We start from the raw sequence: 17,388 nt of genomic DNA, 5'->3' as shown, positions 1-17,388 counted from the left end.
CCGAACCGCGCAGTTTACGCCGCCACCACCGGTGTTGCCACAGGGTTCGGTGGATCAATGGCTTACGTGAAGAACATCACGTTATTGGCTCTTGGCACCGCCGGGGTGCTCGGGCACACTCGCGCCCATGGTTCACGACGCGACGCCAGGGGAAAGCGCCGGCCATCCCGCCTGCCGTTTTCTGCTCTCCCGGACGGCCCTGCGAAGGGCTGCGGGCGTTGTTGTGCTGTTTTTAGGCCTGCTCTCGGGGCCGGCCTCGGCAGGTGCCCTATATAGATGTGTCGGCACGACCGGTGAAACCGTGTTCTCCGGCAGCACCGCCGGGTACAAGGACTGCAAGCGCCTGGCGAACATGGCGCCGGCGCGCCCGGCCCGGCCTGTCATGCCGTTGGCCCCGGCGCCCCGGACGGCTCAGGCGGCTGAGACGTCCTCAGCGGGTTCGGCAGCATCTGCGTTTCAGACGGTCGAGGCGGCGCCTTCACTGAAGGGCGTGATCGGCAGCGTGGTCCTCGCCCCCGGGCGGAACGACGATCTTGCGGCGGCGGGGCTGGTACCCGCTGCCAACGTCCTTGCGGTGGAGGGCTCGGTCTCGACCACCGCCACGGCGCTGGGGCCTCCTCGAATTGCAACGCAAGCGTCAGCGGCGGCTACGCCTGTCGCCGCAGCCGTCGCCGCTGCCCCCGCCATCCGCGCGCCCAAGGGCACCTGGGACTACCGCGAGTCTGCTTCGACCGACCTGGCCACGGCGCCCGCACCCGAACAGCCGAAGGGCTCGCGTGTGCTACGCGGCGCTGTCTATCGCATCACCCGCGCCGATGGCGGCGTCGAATACACCAATATTCCCCAGGCCGGTAACGCGGAGAAGGGCGGGAGCATCAAGATGCTCTTCACCTACATCGCGACCTGCGCCGCGTGCGATGTCCATTCGAAGATCGACTGGAACAGCGTCGCGCTCAACATCAGCTCGTATGGCGATGCCATCTCCTCGGCGAGCAGCGAGTTCGGCGTGGACGAGGCGCTGCTGCGGGCGATCATCCATGCGGAGAGCGCGTTCAACCCACGTGCGCTGTCGGTCGCCGGTGCGCAGGGCCTGATGCAGCTCATTCCGGGCACTGCCCGCGATATGGGTGTGCTGGACGCCTTCGACGCGAATCAGAATATTCGCGGCGGCGCGCGCTATCTCGCGCTGTTGCTGAAGAACTTCAAGGGCAACGAGCGCCTCGCTGCGGCGGCGTATAACGCCGGGCCGGGTGCCGTGCAGAAGTACAACGGCGTGCCCCCGTATGACGAAACGCAGGTGTACGTCGAGCGCGTAGGCGTGCTCCGCCAGCGTTACGGCCAGATGCTCAAGCAGCACGCCAGCACCAACGTGCCGCTAGCCTCCCGCGGCAGCTGATTCAGGTGTTGGCCCTGTGAGGGCCTGCTCCTTGTGGGAGCCGCTTCAGCGGCGATGCCCTGACATGGTGCCTTCCTGCTAGCACCCAATCGCCGATGAATCGGCTCCCACACAAAGCACAGACAGCACAGGCAGCACAGACAGTTATCTGGCGCCTTGCAACGCCTGCATCGGCGCCGTGGGTGGGCGCTGGGTGGGGGTGATGCTGCTGGTGAAGGGTGCGCCGCTGCGCAGGCCGGAGATATCGATGGCCGTACCGGGTTTGAACGCGGCTTCGCGCCGGCGCAGGTCGGAGGGGTCGAGGATGTCTTCGCCGCCGATCTTCAACAGCACATCGCGCTGCTGGATGCCAGCCATGGCGGCCGGGCCGCCGGGGGAAATGTCGTTCACCACCACGCCGCGCGCCGCGGAGGGCAGACCGCTGTCGGCCGAAATCGGCACGGCGCCGTAGTCCGCACCGATCCAGCCGCGCACCACATGGCCGGTCTGCACGATCTGGTCGAGCACGTTGCGGGCGCTCGCCACCGGAATGGCGAAGCCGATGCCTTCGGCGCCGACGGCCTGCCCGATCAGCGAGGTGTTAATGCCGACCAGATCGCCGTGGGCGTTGACCAGCGCGCCGCCGGAGTTGCCGAAGTTGATCGCGGCGTCGGTCTGGATGAAGTTCTCCAGGCTGGACAGGTTGAGCTGGCGTCCGATCGCGCTGACGATACCCATGGTCACGGTTTGACCAATGCCGAAGGGATTGCCGATGGCAAGCACCACGTCGCCCACGCGGGGGCGGCGATCGGCGTCGGTCATGTGGATGGCAGGCAGGTTGCCGGCGTCCACCTTGAGCACGGCCAGATCGGTCTCGTCGTCGGAGCCGACGACCCTCGCCTTGGCCACACGGCCGTCGTAGAGCAGCAGCTGGATGTCGTCGGCGTTGGCGATGACGTGGTTGTTGGTCAATACGTAACCATCTTCACTGACGATCACGCCCGAGCCCAGGTTCTGCTGGCGCCGCGTGCGCGCCGGCCCCGTCGGTACACTGAAAATGCGCTGCAGCACCGGATCGGAGTAGAGCTGGCGCGGCACCTCGGTGACCATCTTGTTGGCGTAGATGTTGACGACCGACGGTGCCGCCTTGGCCACGGCGTCTGCATAGGAGGCCGGGCCGGAGGAGGGCGAATCGCCCGTGGTCGTTGCCGTGATACCGGCCGGAGCGGTGAAGCGTTGCCTCAGGAAGGCGCCGCTACCGGGCCAGAACAAGCCGATGATGAAGGCCACGGCGAGGCCGAGCACGACAAAGCGGGCAATGAAAGCGAGCGTGCGGGCGGCGTGTTTCATCTAAAAACGAGGGATTCCTGTCGTCGTCGCATCGCCGTGCCCATGGCAGCCCTTGCCCCTTATGGGATAGGGTGGCGTCCAGTTTATTGTACGTGGCTAGTGCTGACGTTACACTGACGCGATTTGCGGAAGCCGATTTCCGAAAGAACCGGCAATAGGGGTCCGCAACCTCAATGGCAAAGTTCCGGAGAGCCTGATGGCGAACGAAGTCGTCGATCACGGGCGCCGTCGCTTCCTTACCGTTACGACAGCAGTCGTAGGTGGTGTGGGAGTGGTCGCGGCGGTCGTGCCCTTCATTAAGTCGTGGGAACCAAGTGCAAGGGCTAAGGCGGCAGGTGCGCCTGTCACGGTCGATATCAGCGCCATCGATGCGGGCCAGAAGGTCACTTTCGCATGGCGTAGCCTTCCCGTTTTCGTGGTCAATCGCACCAAGGACCAGCTGGCGCAGCTGAAGGGCCTCGAGCCCCGCTTGCTGGATCCGCAGTCGTCCAACACGGAACAACAGCCCAAGTACGCGACGAACGAAACCCGTTCCATCAAGCCCGAGTGGCTGGTCGTCATCGGCCTGTGCACCCACCTGGGCTGCGTTCCCGACTTCGTTCCGGACATCAAGCCCGAGCCGTTCGACGCGAACTGGAAGGGTGGCTTCTACTGCCCCTGCCATAAGTCGCGCTACGACCTCTCGGGCCGTGTGTTCAGCGGCGTGCCCGCACCGAAGAACCTCCCCGTGCCGCCGTACCACTTCGTGGACGACACGCACATCCAGATCGGTGTCGATCCGAAGGAGGCCGGCTGATGGCAAACCTATTCGATTGGGTGAACGAACGCGCGCCGAACCTGGCGCCCACGTTCCGTAAGCACATGACCGAGTACTACGCACCGAAGAACTTCAATCTTTGGTACTACTTCGGTTCGCTGGCGATTTTGGTCCTGGTCAACCAGATCGTGACCGGCATCTTCCTCACCATGAACTACAAGACGAGTGCGCTAGAGGCGTTCAACTCCGTCGAGTACATCATGCGTGACGTGGAGTGGGGCTGGCTGATCCGCTACATGCACTCCACGGGTGCTTCGCTGTTCTTCGTGGTGGTGTTCCTGCACATGTTCCGCGGCATCATGTACGGCTCGTTCAAGCGTCCGCGCGAGCTGGTGTGGATCCTCGGCATGCTGATCTTCCTGGTGCTCATGGCCGAAGCCTTCATGGGCTACGTGCTGCCGTGGGGCAATATGTCCTTCTGGGGCGCGAAGGTCATCATCTCGCTGTTCGGCACCATTCCCTACATCGGCCCCGGCCTGGTGGAATGGATCATGGGCGACTTCCTGCCCGCCGATGCCACGCTCAACCGCTTCTTCGCGCTGCACGTGATCGCGCTGCCGCTGGTGCTCCTGCTGCTGGTGGTCCTCCACCTGGCCGCGCTGCACGAAGTGGGCTCGAACAACCCGGACGGCGTGGACGTGAAGCACGGCCCGAAGGGCAATCGCTGGGATGCCAGCAAGCCGATCGACGCTATCCCGTTCCACCCGTACTACACGGTGAAGGATCTGGTCGGCGTGGGCTTCTTCCTGCTGATCGCGGCGTTCATCATCTTCTTTGCGCCCACCTTCGGCGGCTGGTTCCTCGAGCACGACAACTTCACCCCGGCCAACAACCTGGTGACGCCGACGCACATCAAGCCGTCGTGGTACTTCACGCCGTTCTACGCGATCCTGCGCATGATCCCGTCGTTCTTCGGTACGGCCATCTGGGGCGTGATCGGCATGTTCGGCTCGATTTTGATGCTGGCCCTGCTGCCATGGCTGGATCGCGGTGAAGTCCGCTCGGTGCGCTTCCGTGGCGTGGGTTACCGCATTGCGCTCGCCGTGCTGGTGATCTCGTTCCTGTCCCTGGGTGCAGTCGGCGCCGGCGTTACCGCCGAGCTGATCCCCGAGTGGTTCCCGGGTGCGGATGCGACCACGCTGGAGAACGCCTTCGGCCGCGTCATGACGCTGGCCTACTTCGGGTTCTTCATCTTCATCTGGGTGTACACGCACTTCGGTCTCGAGAAGACCAAGCCGGTTCCGGAACGGGTGACGACGCATGATTAAGCGCTATCTATCCGCCATGGCCCTGGCGCTGGGCCTGCTCGTCGCCACCGTTCCTACCCTCGCCGCTGAAGGCGGTGAGGGCCTGCCCTCGGCAGGTACGAACGTCAACGACCGGGCTTCGCTGCAGCGCGGTGCCAAGCTGTTCTTCAACTACTGCGTCGGTTGCCACTCGCTGAAGTACGTGCGTTATTCGCGCGTGGCCAGTGATCTCGGCCTGAGCGAAGACGAGGTGATGTCCAACCTCAACTTCACCGGTGCGAAGTTCGGCGAACCGGTGATCTCGCACATGCCGGCCGATTCGGCGAAGACCTGGTTCGGCAAGGAACCGCCGGATCTCTCGCTCGAAGCGCGCGCCAAGGGCGTGGACTTCATCTTCAATTACCTGAACTCGTTCTACCTCGACCCGAGCCGCCCGGTCGGCTGGAACAACACGGTCTTCCCGAACGCGTCCATGCCGAACCCCTTGTGGGAACTGCAGGGGCTGCAGGTTGCCGTGCATTCCGAAGCCTCGCCGGGCCACGAAGCGATGGTGGAGAAGCTCGAACTCTCCCAGCCGGGTCGCATGACCCCGGAAGAGTTCAAGGGCGCGACGCGCGACCTGGCCACCTTCCTCGAGTACACGGCCGAGCCGGCCGTCCTCGAAAGGCAGTCGGTCGGTGTGTGGGTCGTCCTGTTCCTGGCCTTGCTTACCTTCCTGCTGTACCTGGTCAAGCACGAGTACTGGAAAGACGTTCACGAAAACCACTGAATGATGTCCCTCGGGGCGGCCTGACCGGTCGCCCCGTTTCATTTGCGGCAGGGAGAGGGCTCGCACGCATGGTCCAGAATGCTCGTTCGCGAACGGCTTTGACGCTGTACACCAGCGCCGACGATATCCACTGCCACCGCACCCGGCTGGTGCTGGCGGCGAAAGGCGTGGCGTACGACCGGATCATCCTGAAGGCCGACGAGCCCACCCCCGACCTGCTCGAGCTAAACCCCTACGGCACCCTGCCGACCCTGGTCGATCGCGACCTGACCGTCTACGACCCGATGATCGTCGTCGAGTACCTCGACGAGCGCTATCCGCATCCTCCGCTCATGCCCATCGATCCGCTTTCCCGGGCCCGTCTGCGTCTGGCTACCTGGCGAATCGAGAACGACTGGTTGCCCGAGATCGAGGCGATCGGAGAGGGCGGCAAGACGGCCGACGGCGCCCGCCGCCGGCTGCGCGAGCACCTGCTTCTGTCGGTACCGCTGTTCCGCGCTTCGCGGTTCTTCCTCAATCCGGAAATGAGCCTGATCGATTGCCTGGTCGCCCCGGTGGTCTGGCGCCTTCCGCACCTGGGCGTCGACCTGGGGAAGGAGGGCAAGCCGATCGTCGACTACGGCGAGCGCCTCTTCCACAGTCAGGGCTTCGCCCGCAGTCTCACGCCCGAAGAGCGCAACATGCGTCCGGACTTCAATTTCGCGCCCGTTAGTTAGCCTCGTTACCGCGTATCCCGTAAACTGTGCCCATGGATACGAACGAAAGCACGGGCATGACCTCCAATCGCCCCTACCTGCTGCGCGCCATTTACGACTGGATCAGCGATAACGGCCTGACCCCGTACGTCCTCGTGGACGCGGCGCAGCCGGGCGTGAAGGTGCCGGCCCATGTCGTGAAGAATGGCCAGGTGGTCCTCAACCTGGCCATGCGTGCCGTCGCCCATCTCGACCTCGGCAACGACCGCATCGCTTTCCAGGCGCGTTTCTCTGGCGTCAGCCAGTCCATCGTCATCCCGATGCACGCCGTGCTGGCGCTGTACGCGCAGGAAAACGGCCAAGGCATGATGTTCCCCGCCGATGAAAACGAAACCCTGCCCACCGACGGTATCGAAGCTGCCGATGAGGCTGAAGCCCCGGCACCGTCAGCCGGCGGCGACGATGACCGCCCCAAGCGCGGCGCGCCACACCTTCGCGTCGTCAAATAAACAAAACCCGCCTGACGGCGGGTTCTGCTTATTTGTGTGGGAGTTTTGTGTGGGAGCCGCTTCAGCGGCGATAGCCAGTCTGCGGTAAACCCATCGCCGGCACAGCCGGCTCCCACACGATCTCTGCCTCAGTGCAGCCGGCGCCGGTCGGCCAGAGAAATGACGTTCGCGCCATGCACGATCGAATCGGTAGCGACCACCGTCTCCAGCGCGGGCGAGCCTGCCATCGGCAGCGAAAAGCTCACCACCTCATGGCCGGCCATCCACAGACGCGCCATCTCGCGCGTCTGGCCGTCTTCGCTTACTTCGAAGACATAGCAGCGCTCCAGGCGGCGCACTCCGTCGACGCCCTGCAGGCGAATGGAACGTAGGCCGACGCTCTGATCGAGCAGTTGGAGCCCGTTCCGTTTGCAGAGTGCCGCCGCGGCTCGTACCGCGACCTCGCGTGCACGGGTCAACCGATACCAGCTGGCGATACCAGCAGCCAGGGCCATGAGCCAGAACAGATCGGAGAAGGAAGCCATGGGGTCAGTGTGTGGCCGCGTCGGCAGGACCACAAGCCCCTCAGCCCCCGTGCTTCACATCCAGCCTCAAGGAAAGATCGATCGCCCGCACGTTCTTGGTCAGTGCCCCACTCGAAATAAAATCGACCCCGGTCTCCGCAATAGCCCGGATCGTATCGATCTCGACATTGCCCGAGACCTCCAGCGGCATGCGCCCGGCGGTGAACGCTACGGCCTCGGTCAGCATCGCAGGCGTGAAGTTATCCAGCAGTGCGCGATCGGCACCGGCTTCCAGTGCCTGGCCCAGCTCGTCCAGCGTTTCCACTTCGACGATAAGCGGAAGCGTCGGATGGATCCGGCGCGCAGCCGCGACGGCGGCAGGAATCCCGCCCGCCGCAATGATGTGGTTTTCCTTCAGCATCATCGCGTCGAACAGGCCGATGCGGTGATTGGTGCCGCCGCCGCAAAGCACAGCGTACTTCTGGGCCCGCCGCAGGCCCGGCAAGGTCTTGCGCGTGTCCAACACCCTCGTGCGCGTTCCGGCGATGGCATCGGCATAGCGCGACGTGACCGTCGCCGTGGCCGAGAGCAGCTGGAGGAAATTGAGGGCCGAGCGCTCGGCGGTCACCAGGGCGCGGGCTTTGCCGGCAAGGTGGCAAACGGTCGATCCGGCAGGAACACGGTCGCCATCGTGCGCGAGCCATTCAATGCGGACCTCAGGATCGAGTTCGCGGAACGCGGTTTCAAACCAGGCTGAGCCGCAGAGCACGGCATCTTCGCGGCAGGTCAGCACGGCCGTCGCGGTCGCATCCGCGTCGAGCAAATCGGCGGTCGCGTCGCCCGGACCGATGTCCTCGGCGAAAGCGCGTTTGACGTCGGCAAGAATCTCACTGGCCGGCGGCAGGGCGTCGGCAAGGTGTCGCGTATCGGGAGAGCGCATCGTGTCGGGCTGTCCGTGGAGGAAGGCCGCTACCTTAGCGCGGCCTTCCGTCCCTGGGGAGTCACGCGGCGGGAGTTTCCGGCTGGCGCAGGCGCTCGACGATGGCGTCCATCGCGCGGTCAAACAGCAGGGTGGAGTCGAGCAGGCGTGCCGTGCCGTTGGCGAAGGCCTGGGCAAGACCGGCGAGGCTGTGATCGGCGACCTTGAGGCCTCGACGGTTCACGAACAGGAAGCGGCCGCTGATCGGGCTGACCCAGGACAGCTTGGCGCGATCGGTCGTGCCGTCTTCGCCCGTGAATTCAAGCCACTGTCCCACCTTGAGGTCACGGGCCTGGGCGAGGTTGCGCTCGTCGAAGGCTTCGTCCATCAGGGCTTCGTTTTCGTCGTCCTGCTCGGGCTCGAGGGTGGGCTCTTCGATCGCCTGGATGGATTCCGGCAGCGGCAGGACGCTGGAAACGAGCGTGCCTGACTCGGTTTCAGGCGTGGATTCGCCCAGCTGCTGGCGATAGAACGCATGCAACTGGCCGAGCAGCTGTTCGGTGTCGCCTTCCTGGAAGGCCACCGAAGCCAGGCCGCGACGCAGGGAGCGTTCGATACCCGGCAGCAGCGAGCGCAGGTCGCGACGACCGTTGAGGTCGTAGACCGGGCGCGCGCTGGCGATGAAATCGTCGATGAAGCGCAGCGACTCGTGGAACTCGGGGGACTCGTCGCCCTGGCGAAGCAGGGTGAGCACGATGTAGTTCGCCCAGGCGCGGGTGAGCACACCGTAGATCAGTGGCGGCAACGCGGCGCCGCCGATACGGGTGACGATTTCCGAAGCGGCGCGGCGACGCGCCTGTTCGAGCTTCTCGCGGCCGCGGGTGGATTCGGCCACGCGCTGCTCGGCGAGCTCGGCACGCTTGCGGCTGACGTCGAGGAATTCCTGCAGTTCGCCGGCGAGCCGCGTGAAGATGACTACGTCGTCGTCGAAGTCGTGAAGCAGGTGCTCCACGATCGACTTCACCTTGTCGAACAGGCGGCCGTCACGATCGGCTTCCGCCGACCAACCCTTGGCGGCATCCGCGAGGGCATCGAGCAACTGGCGCGCCGGATGCGACTTGTGCGCGAACATGCGGCGGTCGAGCAGGGCGACCTTCAGGTAAGGAATCTGCAGGCGCGCGAGCAGCACCTGCATCTCGGCCGGAAGGTTGTGGTCTTCGAGGATGAACTCGAAGAGCATGCCCACCAGGTCGATGGTGTCTTCATCCACGCCGGACACGTGCGAGGTGTGCTGGCCGCGGAGCTGGCCGATCTGCGCGAGCAGCTGCTCTTTCAGGTGAGCGACATCGCGCGTGACATCGGCCTGGGTAGCCAGGGATGTCGCGTGGGAGGGCAGGCTGGCGATCTGGCTCTGCAGCAGGGTCAGCGCACCGAGAAGCTCGCCGGCACTAGGCAGCGGGCCGGTCTGGATCGGCGCGGAGGTGGCAGTGCCCATGACCAGGGACGCGCTGTCGCGACGTGCCGAGAACAGGGCGTGCAGAGATTGCATGAACTCGGCAGCCGCGACATCCGTGACCGGCACGCTGGCTGCGGCCTGCTGGGGCGCCACGGCGTTGGTGGCCGGACCGATGGGTGCCGGTGCGTCGCTGCGGCGCGTGGAGATTTCGTGGCGCAGTTGCGGCAGCACGCCCGCGGCGGCCAGCTCGTTGTTGATGTCGTCGTAGAGCTCGTCGATGCCGGCAAGCACATAGCGGTCGAACAGCTTGTAGATGATCAGCTTGACGCGCACCTCGACCATCAGCTCGCGCATGGCCTGGCGGAAGGCGGCCGCCAGGGCGGCGGGGCCGACCGGGTTGGAGGCGTCGTCCATCTTGGCGCCGCCGCAGATCACGGACAGGCGCTGGTTGACGGCAAAGAGGGCGCGCGCGAGGCGCTGCTCGTTCTTGCCGATCATGCTGGTGATGGCGAGCGACTCTTCCAGCTCGTTCTCGCCGACAAGGCTCAGCTCGATGTTGGCCAGCGGGCGGGCGGCGCCATCGGCATTGGGAGCGCGGGTGCGGCCGGCTGAAAAATCGGCCAGATCGCGGGCGACCTGGCCGAGGAAGGTGCGCTCGACGATGGCGCGCTTCTTGCGGACTTCGCGCATGCCATCGAAGAACTGCGTCTGTGCCGCATTGTTCTCCGCCTTCTCGGCAAGGTCGAAGAGGGCGTCGTCGATGTTCTCGAACATGTTGGTCGCGAGCGCGTGGAGGCGCTTGGTAGCGAGCCCCCGCACGGTGACCAGAAGGGCGCCCACACGCTCGCTGCGCGGGTCGAGGCGCTGGCTCAGGTCAACGACGTTGGACGGCTCACTCGCGTTGGTCATCACGCTTCTCTGGATTCTTACTGGCCCCCGCCCGAGGGGCCATTGTGCGGGAACGGATGCTTTAAAGTGTGACTCGCGTCACGGATTTTGCGCGAGGCCGGATTCGGCCGTAAAGCCCTGCAACTGGGTCGTGCCGATGCCCGCCTCGGGGAGCATGACGGGGATGCCGTCCTCTACCCGATAGACCAGCTTGCCGTCGGTGGTGATAAGCCCCTCGGTGATCGGCTCGGCCACTTTTTCGCCAGCGACGGTGTCGAGGCTGCCGGCGCGGATGGCGGTATTGAGGTTGTCGCGTTCGGTCGCCGTGAGCGGGCGCAGCGGTCGCTTGCTGACGGGGCAACAGAGGATGTCGATTAGGCGCTTGTCCATTGGGAGCGGCCGCAAAGGGCCAACCTGTATGTAGATCGGGAATGCACTTACAATAGCGACTTTTGGGTGCTCCGGCCATGACTTCCAACGAGGTGAACGAGGCGAACGCACCGCGCGTTGGCGTGGTGATGGGCTCGCGTTCGGACTGGGAAACGATGGAGCACGCCTCGACCACGCTGACCCGCATGGGGATCGTGCACGAGGTTCGCGTGGTCTCAGCCCACCGCACCCCCGACCTCCTTTTCGACTACGCCGACACCGCCCGTGGTCGCGGCATCCAGGTGATCATTGCCGGGGCCGGTGGCGCCGCCCACCTTCCGGGGATGATCGCCGCGAAGACGGCTCTCCCCGTGTTCGGCGTGCCGGTCCAGTCCAAGGCCCTCAACGGCATGGATTCCCTGCTGTCGATCGCCCAGATGCCGGCCGGCATTCCGGTGGGAACCCTGGCCATCGGCCGCGCGGGCGCAACCAATGCCGCCCTGCTGGCGGCCTCGGTCCTGGCCCTGCACGACGCCTCGGTGGCTGCCGCGCTGGACGCCTTCCGGGCCGAGCAGACGCGCACGGTCCTGGAAAATCCGGATCCGCGCACGTGACCCGCAAACTGCCTACGGTCGGCATCCTCGGTGGCGGCCAGCTCGCCCGCATGCTTTCACTCGCCGCCGCCCCGCTGGGCGTGCGCACCCTCGTGGTCGACGGCTCGGCTGACGCCTGCGCCGGCCAGGTCAGTGAGCTCGTGGTCGCCGACTGGAACGACGACGCGGCGCTGGAAGCCTTCGCCGCCCGCGTGGACGTGGTCACCTTCGATTTCGAGAACGTCCCCGCCGCGACAGCCGAGCGTCTGGCCGGGCTGACCCACGTCTTCCCGAATCCGGGCGCGCTGTCGGTCGCCCAGGACCGACTGGCCGAGAAAACCCTGTTCCGTGCCTCCGGCCTGAACACCCCGGACTTCGAGCCGGTCGACAATCGCGACGACCTGGTTCGTGCGGTCGCGCGCATCGGCGCGCCGGCGATCCTCAAGACACGTCGCCTGGGCTACGACGGCAAGGGCCAGTTCCGGCTCAAGACCAAAGACGATATCGATGCCGCCTGGGCCGCGCTCGGCGAGGCCGCCGCATCGGTCGGCCTGATCCTCGAGGCCTTCGTGCCCTTCGATCGCGAACTCTCGGTCGTTGCGGTTCGTGGCCGTGATGGCGATTTCCGCACCTGGCCGTTGACTCGCAACTGGCACGTCGACGGCGTTCTCTCGCTTAGCCTCGCACCCGCTCCCGGTACCTCGGACGCGTTGGAGCAGGCCGCCGTCGCCCACGCCCGGACGATTGCCGAGACACTCGACTACGTCGGGGTCTTTGCGCTGGAGTTGTTCGTCTGCGGTGGGGATCTGCTCGGCAACGAGATGGCCCCCCGCGTGCACAACTCGGGCCACTGGACCATCGAGGGTGCTCACACCAGCCAGTTCGAGAACCACGTGCGCGCCGTCCTCGGCCTGCCGCTGGGCGACACTGGCGTGCGCGGCGCCAGCGCCATGCTCAACTGGATCGGCGACATGCCCGACCCGACGCCGGTGCTTTCAGCGGTCGACAGCCACTGGCATGACTACGGCAAGGAGGCTCGCCCCGGTCGCAAGGTCGGTCACGCCACGCTGTGTGCGCCTGATGCGGGCAGTTTGCGCACCCGCCTGGCCGAAGTCGGTGCGGCCCTGGGTCGCGAAGAGCAGGTAGCCCCCGCTGTCGACCTGCTGGGCTAACCCCTGCGGTGAAGAGCCCGCTCCCGCTCCTTGTGGGAGCCGCTTTAGCGGCGATGGGTGCTTGCCAATCGCTGGCCCGCTGCCGCGGGATCGCCGCTGAAGCGGCTCCCACAAAAAAACTCCTACAAAAAAGGCCGGGTCGCGAGACCTGGCCTTTTTTCGTTCCACATCAGGAAATCAGGCGAGGTTCTTCGCCGCGAAGTCCCAGTTGACGATGTTCCAGAACGCTTCCAGGTACTTCGGACGGGCGTTGCGGTAGTCGATGTAGTAGGCGTGCTCCCAGACGTCCGCGGTGAACAGCGGCTTGTCGCTGCCGGTGATCGGCGTGGCGGCATTGGAGGTGTTGACGATGGCCAGCGAGCCATCCGGGCGCTGCACCAGCCAGGTCCAGCCCGAGCCGAAGTTGCCGGCGGCGCTCTTGGCGAACTCTTCCTTGAACTTGTCGACGCCGCCGAACGCCTTGGTCAGGGCATCGGCGAGCTTGGCCGGCGGCTCGGCGCCGCCCGGGGCGCGCATCGAGTTCCAGTAGAAGGTGTGGTTCCAGACCTGCGCGGCGTTATTGAAGATGCCGCCCGAGGAGGACTTCACGATATCGACCAGGTCCTTGCCCTCGAACTCCGTCCCCTTGATCAGGTTATTGAGGTTCGTGACGTAGGTCTGGTGGTGTTTACCGTAATGAAACTCGAGGGTTTCAGCGGAGATGTGCGGCTCCAGGGCGTTCTTCTCGTAGGGAAGCGGGGGAAGTTCGATCGCCATGTGCGGGACTCCTTAGCGTTGGCTGGGGGGAAAGGGACAAGCAGGGCGCAAGGCGCGTCACTGCTACACTACGCAACTATCAGCATTCTAATGATGAAATCCGACCTATGGACGTCGTAGACGAGATCAAGGCCACCGTAGCGGCGCATCCCATCGTGCTTTTCATGAAAGGCACGCCGGAATTTCCTACCTGCGGCTTCTCCGATCGCGCTGTCAAAGCGCTCGAGGCCGCCAGCGCGAACTTCTTCTCGGTCAACGTCCTGGCCGATCCGCGCGTGCGCGCAGGGCTGCCGCATTACTCGAACTGGCCGACCTTTCCGCAGCTGTTCCTGCTCGGCGAGTTCATCGGTGGGTGCGACATCGTCGAAGACCTCCACGCCGCCGGTGAACTCAAGCGCATGGCGGTGGAAGTCGCCGGGGCCGAGTCGTGAGTGCATGGGCATCCGTGGGCCTGCCTGAGGGCTGGGCCCCGGGTACGGGCTCGCTCGCTGGCCGCGTCATCGTCGTCACCGGCGCCACGGGAGGCCTCGGTGGCGAAACCGCGAAGGCCGTGGTCCGCGCCGGAGCGACCGTGGTCATCACGGGACGCAAGGTGCGAGCACTGGAAAAGCTCTACGACGAACTCGTCGCGATCGGTGGTGCCGAGCCGGTCATTCACCCACTGGACCTCGAAAGCGCGACGCCGAACGATTACGCCGCGCTCGCCGACGGCCTGGAGAAGGAATTTGGCCGCCTGGACGGCGTGGTCCACGCCGCGGCTCACTTCAACGAGCTGACACCCATCGCCATGCACAAGCCGGACGACTGGCTGCGGGCGATGCAGGTGAACGTCTCTGCGCCCTTCGCCCTCACGCAGGCCTGCATGCCCTTGCTCACGAAGGCCGATGACAGTGCCGTCGTGTTCGTGTTCGACGACGCCGACCTGGTGTCGCGTGCGCACTGGGGCGGCTACGGTGTGTCGAAGGCGGCCGTGGAGCGCATGGCCGCCGTACTGCATGCCGAGAATGGCAAGGGCAGCATGCGCGTGCATGCCCTGCTTCCCGCGCCGATGCGCACAGCCCTGCGCCGCGCTGCCTATTACGGCGAGAACACCCTCGAACGTCCGCTGCCCACGGCATCGGCAGAGGCCATCGTTTACCTGCTTTCTGGTGCCGGCGCCGATGCGCGCGGTGCTGTCTTGGATATTCGCCACACCCACTGACGTATTGCGACGCCCTGGCCTCAAGGGCGCGCCACAAAGGAGTTCCACATGGAAGCGCAGATGACGACGTTGTCCGCGGGCATCCTGCTGTTCCTGATCATGGATCCGCTGGGCAACATCCCGCTATTCCTCGCCCTGCTCAAGGATGTACCGCCGCAACGCCGCCGCAAGGTCATGGTGCGTGAGCTGCTGATCGCCCTCGCGGTGCTGATCGGCTTTCTGCTCGGCGGTCAGTACATCCTCAGGGTGCTGCAGCTGCGTCAGGAGTCGGTCAGCATCGGTGGCGGCATCGTGCTGTTCCTGATCGGTATCCGCATGGTGTTCCCGCCCGTCGAGGGTGGCGTGTTCGGCAAGCAGGGGGAGGGCGAGCCCTTCATCGTGCCCATGGCCATTCCCGGCGTGGCCGGTCCCTCCGCGATGGCGGCGCTCCTGCTGCTGACCAATTCACAACCTGGCCGTACAGCGGAGTGGGGCATCGCCCTGTTCCTGGCCTGGCTGGCGACGGCAGTGATCCTGCTCAGCTCCACCTTCCTCTTCAAGTGGTTGGGCGAGAGTGTACTCACCGCGCTCGAGCGCCTGATGGGCATGCTGCTGATCGCCTTGTCGGTGCAAATGTTCCTGACCGGCCTGTCTGCCTATCTGCACATTGCCGTATGAACATACGAGGCAGTAGGGTTGCTGTCATAATTCAACGCGAGCATGTCCGGGGGTAGGCGCCGTCTACCTTTGGGCACGTGTCGTAGCCCCCTCAAGGGGCACTGAGGACGTTCGAAGGTATGAAAATCACGACTCCGCCCCGGCCCCGCACGGTTTTCCCCGTCCGCAGTCAAAGGGAGCCCAAGTCATGCTGAGCATCGATCAGACCCTGGCCGAGCGCATCCCCTGGCTGGACCAGCACCCACTGCTTCGTAAACCCCTCGTCGGCATGCTGGAAAAGCTCGCCCACGAGAGCCGCTTCAACCAGACCCTCGACCACGCCGGCACGGCGCTGGGCTTCGACTTCTGCGAGCGCACGCTGGATTACCTCGGCGTCAGCTGTCGCATCACGGAGCGCGAGCGCGAAAACATTCCCGTGGAAGGGCCGCTGCTCGTTGTCGCCAACCATCCCTTGGGCATGGTGGACGCGATTGCGCTCCTGCAGATGATCAGCACCGTGCGCCGCGACGTGCGCATCCTGGGCAACGACGTGCTCGCGGCCGTGCCGCAGCTCGGCCCGTTGCTGTTGCCGGTGGACGTGTTCGGCAAGGGTGGCGCATCGAAGATGCGTGGCATCTTCCGTTCGATCGAGGCTGGCGAAGTCCTGGTGATTTTCCCCGCGGGAGAAGTCTCCCGCATGGGCCCGGGTGGCGTTCGCGATGCGAAGTGGTCCGACGGCTTTGCGCGCATTGCCATGCGTACCGGCGTGCCGGTATTGCCCGTGCATATCGCCGCTCGCAACTCGGCCATGTTCTACGGCGTATCGATGCTGGCCAAGCCGCTGAGCACGGCGATGCTTCCGCGTGAAGCGACCTCCGGCAAGCAGCGTGTGGGTTTCCGCATCGGCAAGCTCGTCGACGCGGAAGAGCTCAAGAAGCTCAGCGGCGGTTCGCCCGAGCAGGCCGCCAAACTCATGCGGCGCCACGTGTACCGCGTGGGCCGCGGTCGCGACCTGGTGTTCGGCGGACAAACGCCGCTGGCGCACCCGGAACCGATCGAGCGCGTCGTCGCCGAGCTGGACAAGGCCGAATTTCTTGCGGACCTGCCCGATGGCAAGCGCATCCTGCTGTTGCAGGGCTCGCAAGATAGTGCCGCGCTGCGTGAGATCGGTCGTTTGCGCGAACTCACGTTCCGCCGCGTCGGCGAGGGTACCGGCAAGCGTCGCGATCTCGATGCTTACGATCCCTACTACGAACACCTGGTGCTCTGGGATCCCAAGGCCCTGCGCATCGTCGGGTCGTATCGCTTCGGTCACGGCGGTCGCCTGATCGCCGAGCGGGGCATGTCGGCGCTCTACACCTCAAGTCTTTTCGATTACTCGCCGGCGCTCGAATCGCGTCTGGCGCAAGGTCTTGAGGCGGGCCGCAGTTTCGTCGCGCCGGCCTACTGGCGTTCGCGTGCGCTGGACTACCTGTGGCAGGGCATCGGCCTTTACCTGCAGCGCCATCCGGAACTTCACTACGTGTTCGGGCCGGTGAGCATGTCGGTCAGCATGCCGCGTGAGGCGCGCGAGTGGATCACCGTGGCGCACCAGCATTTCTTTGGTGTTCAAGGCCTTGCCACCGCCCGTCTGCCATTCGTCGTGCCCGACGCGACAAGCGTCGCGATCCGCGCCGAGCTGGAAGGCCTCGACCCTGCCGCTGGCTTGGGCATGCTCAAACACCGTCTGGACGCCCTTGGCGTGAGCCTGCCGGTGCTGTACCGCCAATACGTCGATCTGGTCGAGCCCACGGGCGTCCAGTTTCTTGCGTTTGGCGAAGATCCGGACTTCTCCGGATGCGTCGACGGCCTCGTGATGCTCGATCTGGCTTCCCTGAAACCTGCGAAGCGATCCCGTTACCTTGGTAAAACTGCTTGAGATTCATGGAGGTGCGCCGAAACGGCGCACCTCTAGGAAAAAGTGGTATTTATCAATGTTGCGTGAAAATGTTACGAATCTGTCATAGAATCCCGTTAAAGTTCGCTTAACAAGTGTCGCCGCCCGGATCGGTTGCGTGATCCGGATCACATCGGCCACTCGTAAAAAAAATTGGGGATCGCTCAACGACTGCGTCAGCCCGGCTTAACCGCCAG

18 protein-coding genes are annotated in these 17,388 nt (G+C 65.1%); 12 read left to right on the top strand and 6 right to left on the bottom strand.

Annotated features, from left to right (window positions below):
• The first annotated feature begins 127 nt into the window (after positions 1-127).
• Positions 128-1,396, top strand: a complete 1,269-nt coding sequence (locus tag ACVWWJ_RS17400; protein ID WP_456968861.1) for a lytic transglycosylase domain-containing protein — start codon at positions 128-130, stop codon at positions 1,394-1,396.
• Between the two features lie 144 nt (positions 1,397-1,540).
• On the opposite strand, the gene ACVWWJ_RS17395 is transcribed toward ACVWWJ_RS17400, so the two are convergent.
• Positions 1,541-2,725, bottom strand: coding sequence for a S1C family serine protease (locus ACVWWJ_RS17395; protein ID WP_456968860.1), 1,185 nt, complete (start codon positions 2,723-2,725; stop codon positions 1,541-1,543).
• A gap of 196 nt (positions 2,726-2,921) precedes the next feature.
• On the opposite strand from ACVWWJ_RS17395, the gene petA reads away from it, so the two are divergent.
• From petA to ACVWWJ_RS17370, 5 genes are all read left to right on the top strand, one after another.
• A complete protein-coding gene (petA, locus tag ACVWWJ_RS17390; protein WP_063573455.1) occupies positions 2,922-3,521 on the top strand; it encodes a ubiquinol-cytochrome c reductase iron-sulfur subunit in 600 nt (199 codons plus the stop codon).
• A complete protein-coding gene (locus tag ACVWWJ_RS17385) occupies positions 3,521-4,810 on the top strand; it encodes a cytochrome b (protein WP_159895218.1) in 1,290 nt (429 codons plus the stop codon). Before petA ends, ACVWWJ_RS17385 begins: the two co-directional genes overlap by 1 nt.
• Positions 4,803-5,558, top strand: coding sequence for a cytochrome c1 (locus ACVWWJ_RS17380; protein ID WP_200851880.1), 756 nt, complete (start codon positions 4,803-4,805; stop codon positions 5,556-5,558). Before ACVWWJ_RS17385 ends, ACVWWJ_RS17380 begins: the two co-directional genes overlap by 8 nt.
• A 68-nt stretch (positions 5,559-5,626) precedes the next feature.
• Positions 5,627-6,274, top strand: coding sequence for a glutathione S-transferase N-terminal domain-containing protein (locus ACVWWJ_RS17375; RefSeq protein WP_159895220.1), 648 nt, complete (start codon positions 5,627-5,629; stop codon positions 6,272-6,274).
• Positions 6,275-6,330: 56 nt separating this feature from the next.
• Positions 6,331-6,762, top strand: a complete 432-nt coding sequence (locus ACVWWJ_RS17370; RefSeq protein ID WP_159895242.1) for a ClpXP protease specificity-enhancing factor — start codon at positions 6,331-6,333, stop codon at positions 6,760-6,762.
• Between the two features lie 128 nt (positions 6,763-6,890).
• On the opposite strand, the gene ACVWWJ_RS17365 is transcribed toward ACVWWJ_RS17370, so the two are convergent.
• From ACVWWJ_RS17365 to ACVWWJ_RS17350, 4 genes are all read right to left on the bottom strand, one after another.
• The gene (locus tag ACVWWJ_RS17365) at positions 6,891-7,286 is read right to left on the bottom strand and encodes a DUF3301 domain-containing protein (RefSeq protein WP_159895222.1); all 396 of its coding nucleotides are present in this window, start codon (positions 7,284-7,286) and stop codon (positions 6,891-6,893) included.
• 40 nt (positions 7,287-7,326) lie between these two features.
• The gene (gene nadC / locus ACVWWJ_RS17360) at positions 7,327-8,205 is read right to left on the bottom strand and encodes a carboxylating nicotinate-nucleotide diphosphorylase (protein ID WP_456968859.1); all 879 of its coding nucleotides are present in this window, start codon (positions 8,203-8,205) and stop codon (positions 7,327-7,329) included.
• A gap of 61 nt (positions 8,206-8,266) precedes the next feature.
• Positions 8,267-10,549, bottom strand: a complete 2,283-nt coding sequence (locus ACVWWJ_RS17355) for a DUF1631 domain-containing protein (RefSeq protein WP_456968858.1) — start codon at positions 10,547-10,549, stop codon at positions 8,267-8,269.
• Between the two features lie 78 nt (positions 10,550-10,627).
• Entirely contained in the window at positions 10,628-10,918 is a 291-nt protein-coding gene (locus ACVWWJ_RS17350) for a Trm112 family protein (RefSeq protein ID WP_159895228.1), read from the bottom strand.
• A gap of 77 nt (positions 10,919-10,995) precedes the next feature.
• On the opposite strand from ACVWWJ_RS17350, the gene purE reads away from it, so the two are divergent.
• Positions 10,996-11,511, top strand: a complete 516-nt coding sequence (gene purE / locus ACVWWJ_RS17345; RefSeq protein ID WP_159895230.1) for a 5-(carboxyamino)imidazole ribonucleotide mutase — start codon at positions 10,996-10,998, stop codon at positions 11,509-11,511.
• On the top strand, positions 11,508-12,662 hold the full coding sequence (locus tag ACVWWJ_RS17340; RefSeq protein WP_200851882.1) for a 5-(carboxyamino)imidazole ribonucleotide synthase: 1,155 nt from the start codon (positions 11,508-11,510) through the stop codon (positions 12,660-12,662). Before purE ends, ACVWWJ_RS17340 begins: the two co-directional genes overlap by 4 nt.
• Positions 12,663-12,839: 177 nt before the next feature.
• On the opposite strand, the gene ACVWWJ_RS17335 is transcribed toward ACVWWJ_RS17340, so the two are convergent.
• The gene (locus tag ACVWWJ_RS17335; RefSeq protein ID WP_159895232.1) at positions 12,840-13,418 is read right to left on the bottom strand and encodes a superoxide dismutase; all 579 of its coding nucleotides are present in this window, start codon (positions 13,416-13,418) and stop codon (positions 12,840-12,842) included.
• A gap of 107 nt (positions 13,419-13,525) precedes the next feature.
• On the opposite strand from ACVWWJ_RS17335, the gene grxD reads away from it, so the two are divergent.
• The 4 genes from grxD to ACVWWJ_RS17315 all read left to right on the top strand — a co-directional run bounded on the left by grxD (position 13,526) and on the right by ACVWWJ_RS17315 (position 17,173).
• On the top strand, positions 13,526-13,849 hold the full coding sequence (grxD, locus tag ACVWWJ_RS17330) for a Grx4 family monothiol glutaredoxin (RefSeq protein ID WP_159895234.1): 324 nt from the start codon (positions 13,526-13,528) through the stop codon (positions 13,847-13,849).
• The gene (locus ACVWWJ_RS17325) at positions 13,846-14,619 is read left to right on the top strand and encodes an SDR family NAD(P)-dependent oxidoreductase (RefSeq protein ID WP_456968857.1); all 774 of its coding nucleotides are present in this window, start codon (positions 13,846-13,848) and stop codon (positions 14,617-14,619) included. Before grxD ends, ACVWWJ_RS17325 begins: the two co-directional genes overlap by 4 nt.
• A gap of 60 nt (positions 14,620-14,679) precedes the next feature.
• Positions 14,680-15,276 carry a YhgN family NAAT transporter gene (locus tag ACVWWJ_RS17320; RefSeq protein ID WP_456969733.1) on the top strand — a complete coding sequence of 199 codons (597 nt, stop codon included), beginning with the start codon at positions 14,680-14,682 and terminating at the stop codon, positions 15,274-15,276.
• Positions 15,277-15,463: 187 nt separating this feature from the next.
• Positions 15,464-17,173 (top strand): lysophospholipid acyltransferase family protein, encoded by a 1,710-nt coding sequence (locus ACVWWJ_RS17315; RefSeq protein ID WP_456968856.1) that lies wholly within the window; start codon positions 15,464-15,466, stop codon positions 17,171-17,173.
• Positions 17,174-17,388 lie beyond the last annotated feature (215 nt).

The sequence above is a fragment of the Luteibacter sp. HA06 genome (genome assembly GCF_054061215.1).
This window is presented reverse-complemented; position numbering and strand designations above follow the sequence as displayed.

Coding starts and splice junctions, on each gene's coding strand:
- ACVWWJ_RS17400 (WP_456968861.1), top strand. CDS start 128: ATGGTTCACGACGCGACGCCAGGGGAAAGCGCCGGCCATCCCGCCTGC.
- ACVWWJ_RS17395 (WP_456968860.1), bottom strand. CDS start 2,725: ATGAAACACGCCGCCCGCACGCTCGCTTTCATTGCCCGCTTTGTCGTG.
- petA (WP_063573455.1), top strand. CDS start 2,922: ATGGCGAACGAAGTCGTCGATCACGGGCGCCGTCGCTTCCTTACCGTT.
- ACVWWJ_RS17385 (WP_159895218.1), top strand. CDS start 3,521: ATGGCAAACCTATTCGATTGGGTGAACGAACGCGCGCCGAACCTGGCG.
- ACVWWJ_RS17380 (WP_200851880.1), top strand. CDS start 4,803: ATGATTAAGCGCTATCTATCCGCCATGGCCCTGGCGCTGGGCCTGCTC.
- ACVWWJ_RS17375 (WP_159895220.1), top strand. CDS start 5,627: ATGGTCCAGAATGCTCGTTCGCGAACGGCTTTGACGCTGTACACCAGC.
- ACVWWJ_RS17370 (WP_159895242.1), top strand. CDS start 6,331: ATGACCTCCAATCGCCCCTACCTGCTGCGCGCCATTTACGACTGGATC.
- ACVWWJ_RS17365 (WP_159895222.1), bottom strand. CDS start 7,286: ATGGCTTCCTTCTCCGATCTGTTCTGGCTCATGGCCCTGGCTGCTGGT.
- nadC (WP_456968859.1), bottom strand. CDS start 8,205: ATGCGCTCTCCCGATACGCGACACCTTGCCGACGCCCTGCCGCCGGCC.
- ACVWWJ_RS17355 (WP_456968858.1), bottom strand. CDS start 10,549: ATGACCAACGCGAGTGAGCCGTCCAACGTCGTTGACCTGAGCCAGCGC.
- ACVWWJ_RS17350 (WP_159895228.1), bottom strand. CDS start 10,918: ATGGACAAGCGCCTAATCGACATCCTCTGTTGCCCCGTCAGCAAGCGA.
- purE (WP_159895230.1), top strand. CDS start 10,996: ATGACTTCCAACGAGGTGAACGAGGCGAACGCACCGCGCGTTGGCGTG.
- ACVWWJ_RS17335 (WP_159895232.1), bottom strand. CDS start 13,418: ATGGCGATCGAACTTCCCCCGCTTCCCTACGAGAAGAACGCCCTGGAG.
- grxD (WP_159895234.1), top strand. CDS start 13,526: ATGGACGTCGTAGACGAGATCAAGGCCACCGTAGCGGCGCATCCCATC.
- ACVWWJ_RS17320 (WP_456969733.1), top strand. CDS start 14,680: ATGACGACGTTGTCCGCGGGCATCCTGCTGTTCCTGATCATGGATCCG.
- ACVWWJ_RS17315 (WP_456968856.1), top strand. CDS start 15,464: ATGCTGAGCATCGATCAGACCCTGGCCGAGCGCATCCCCTGGCTGGAC.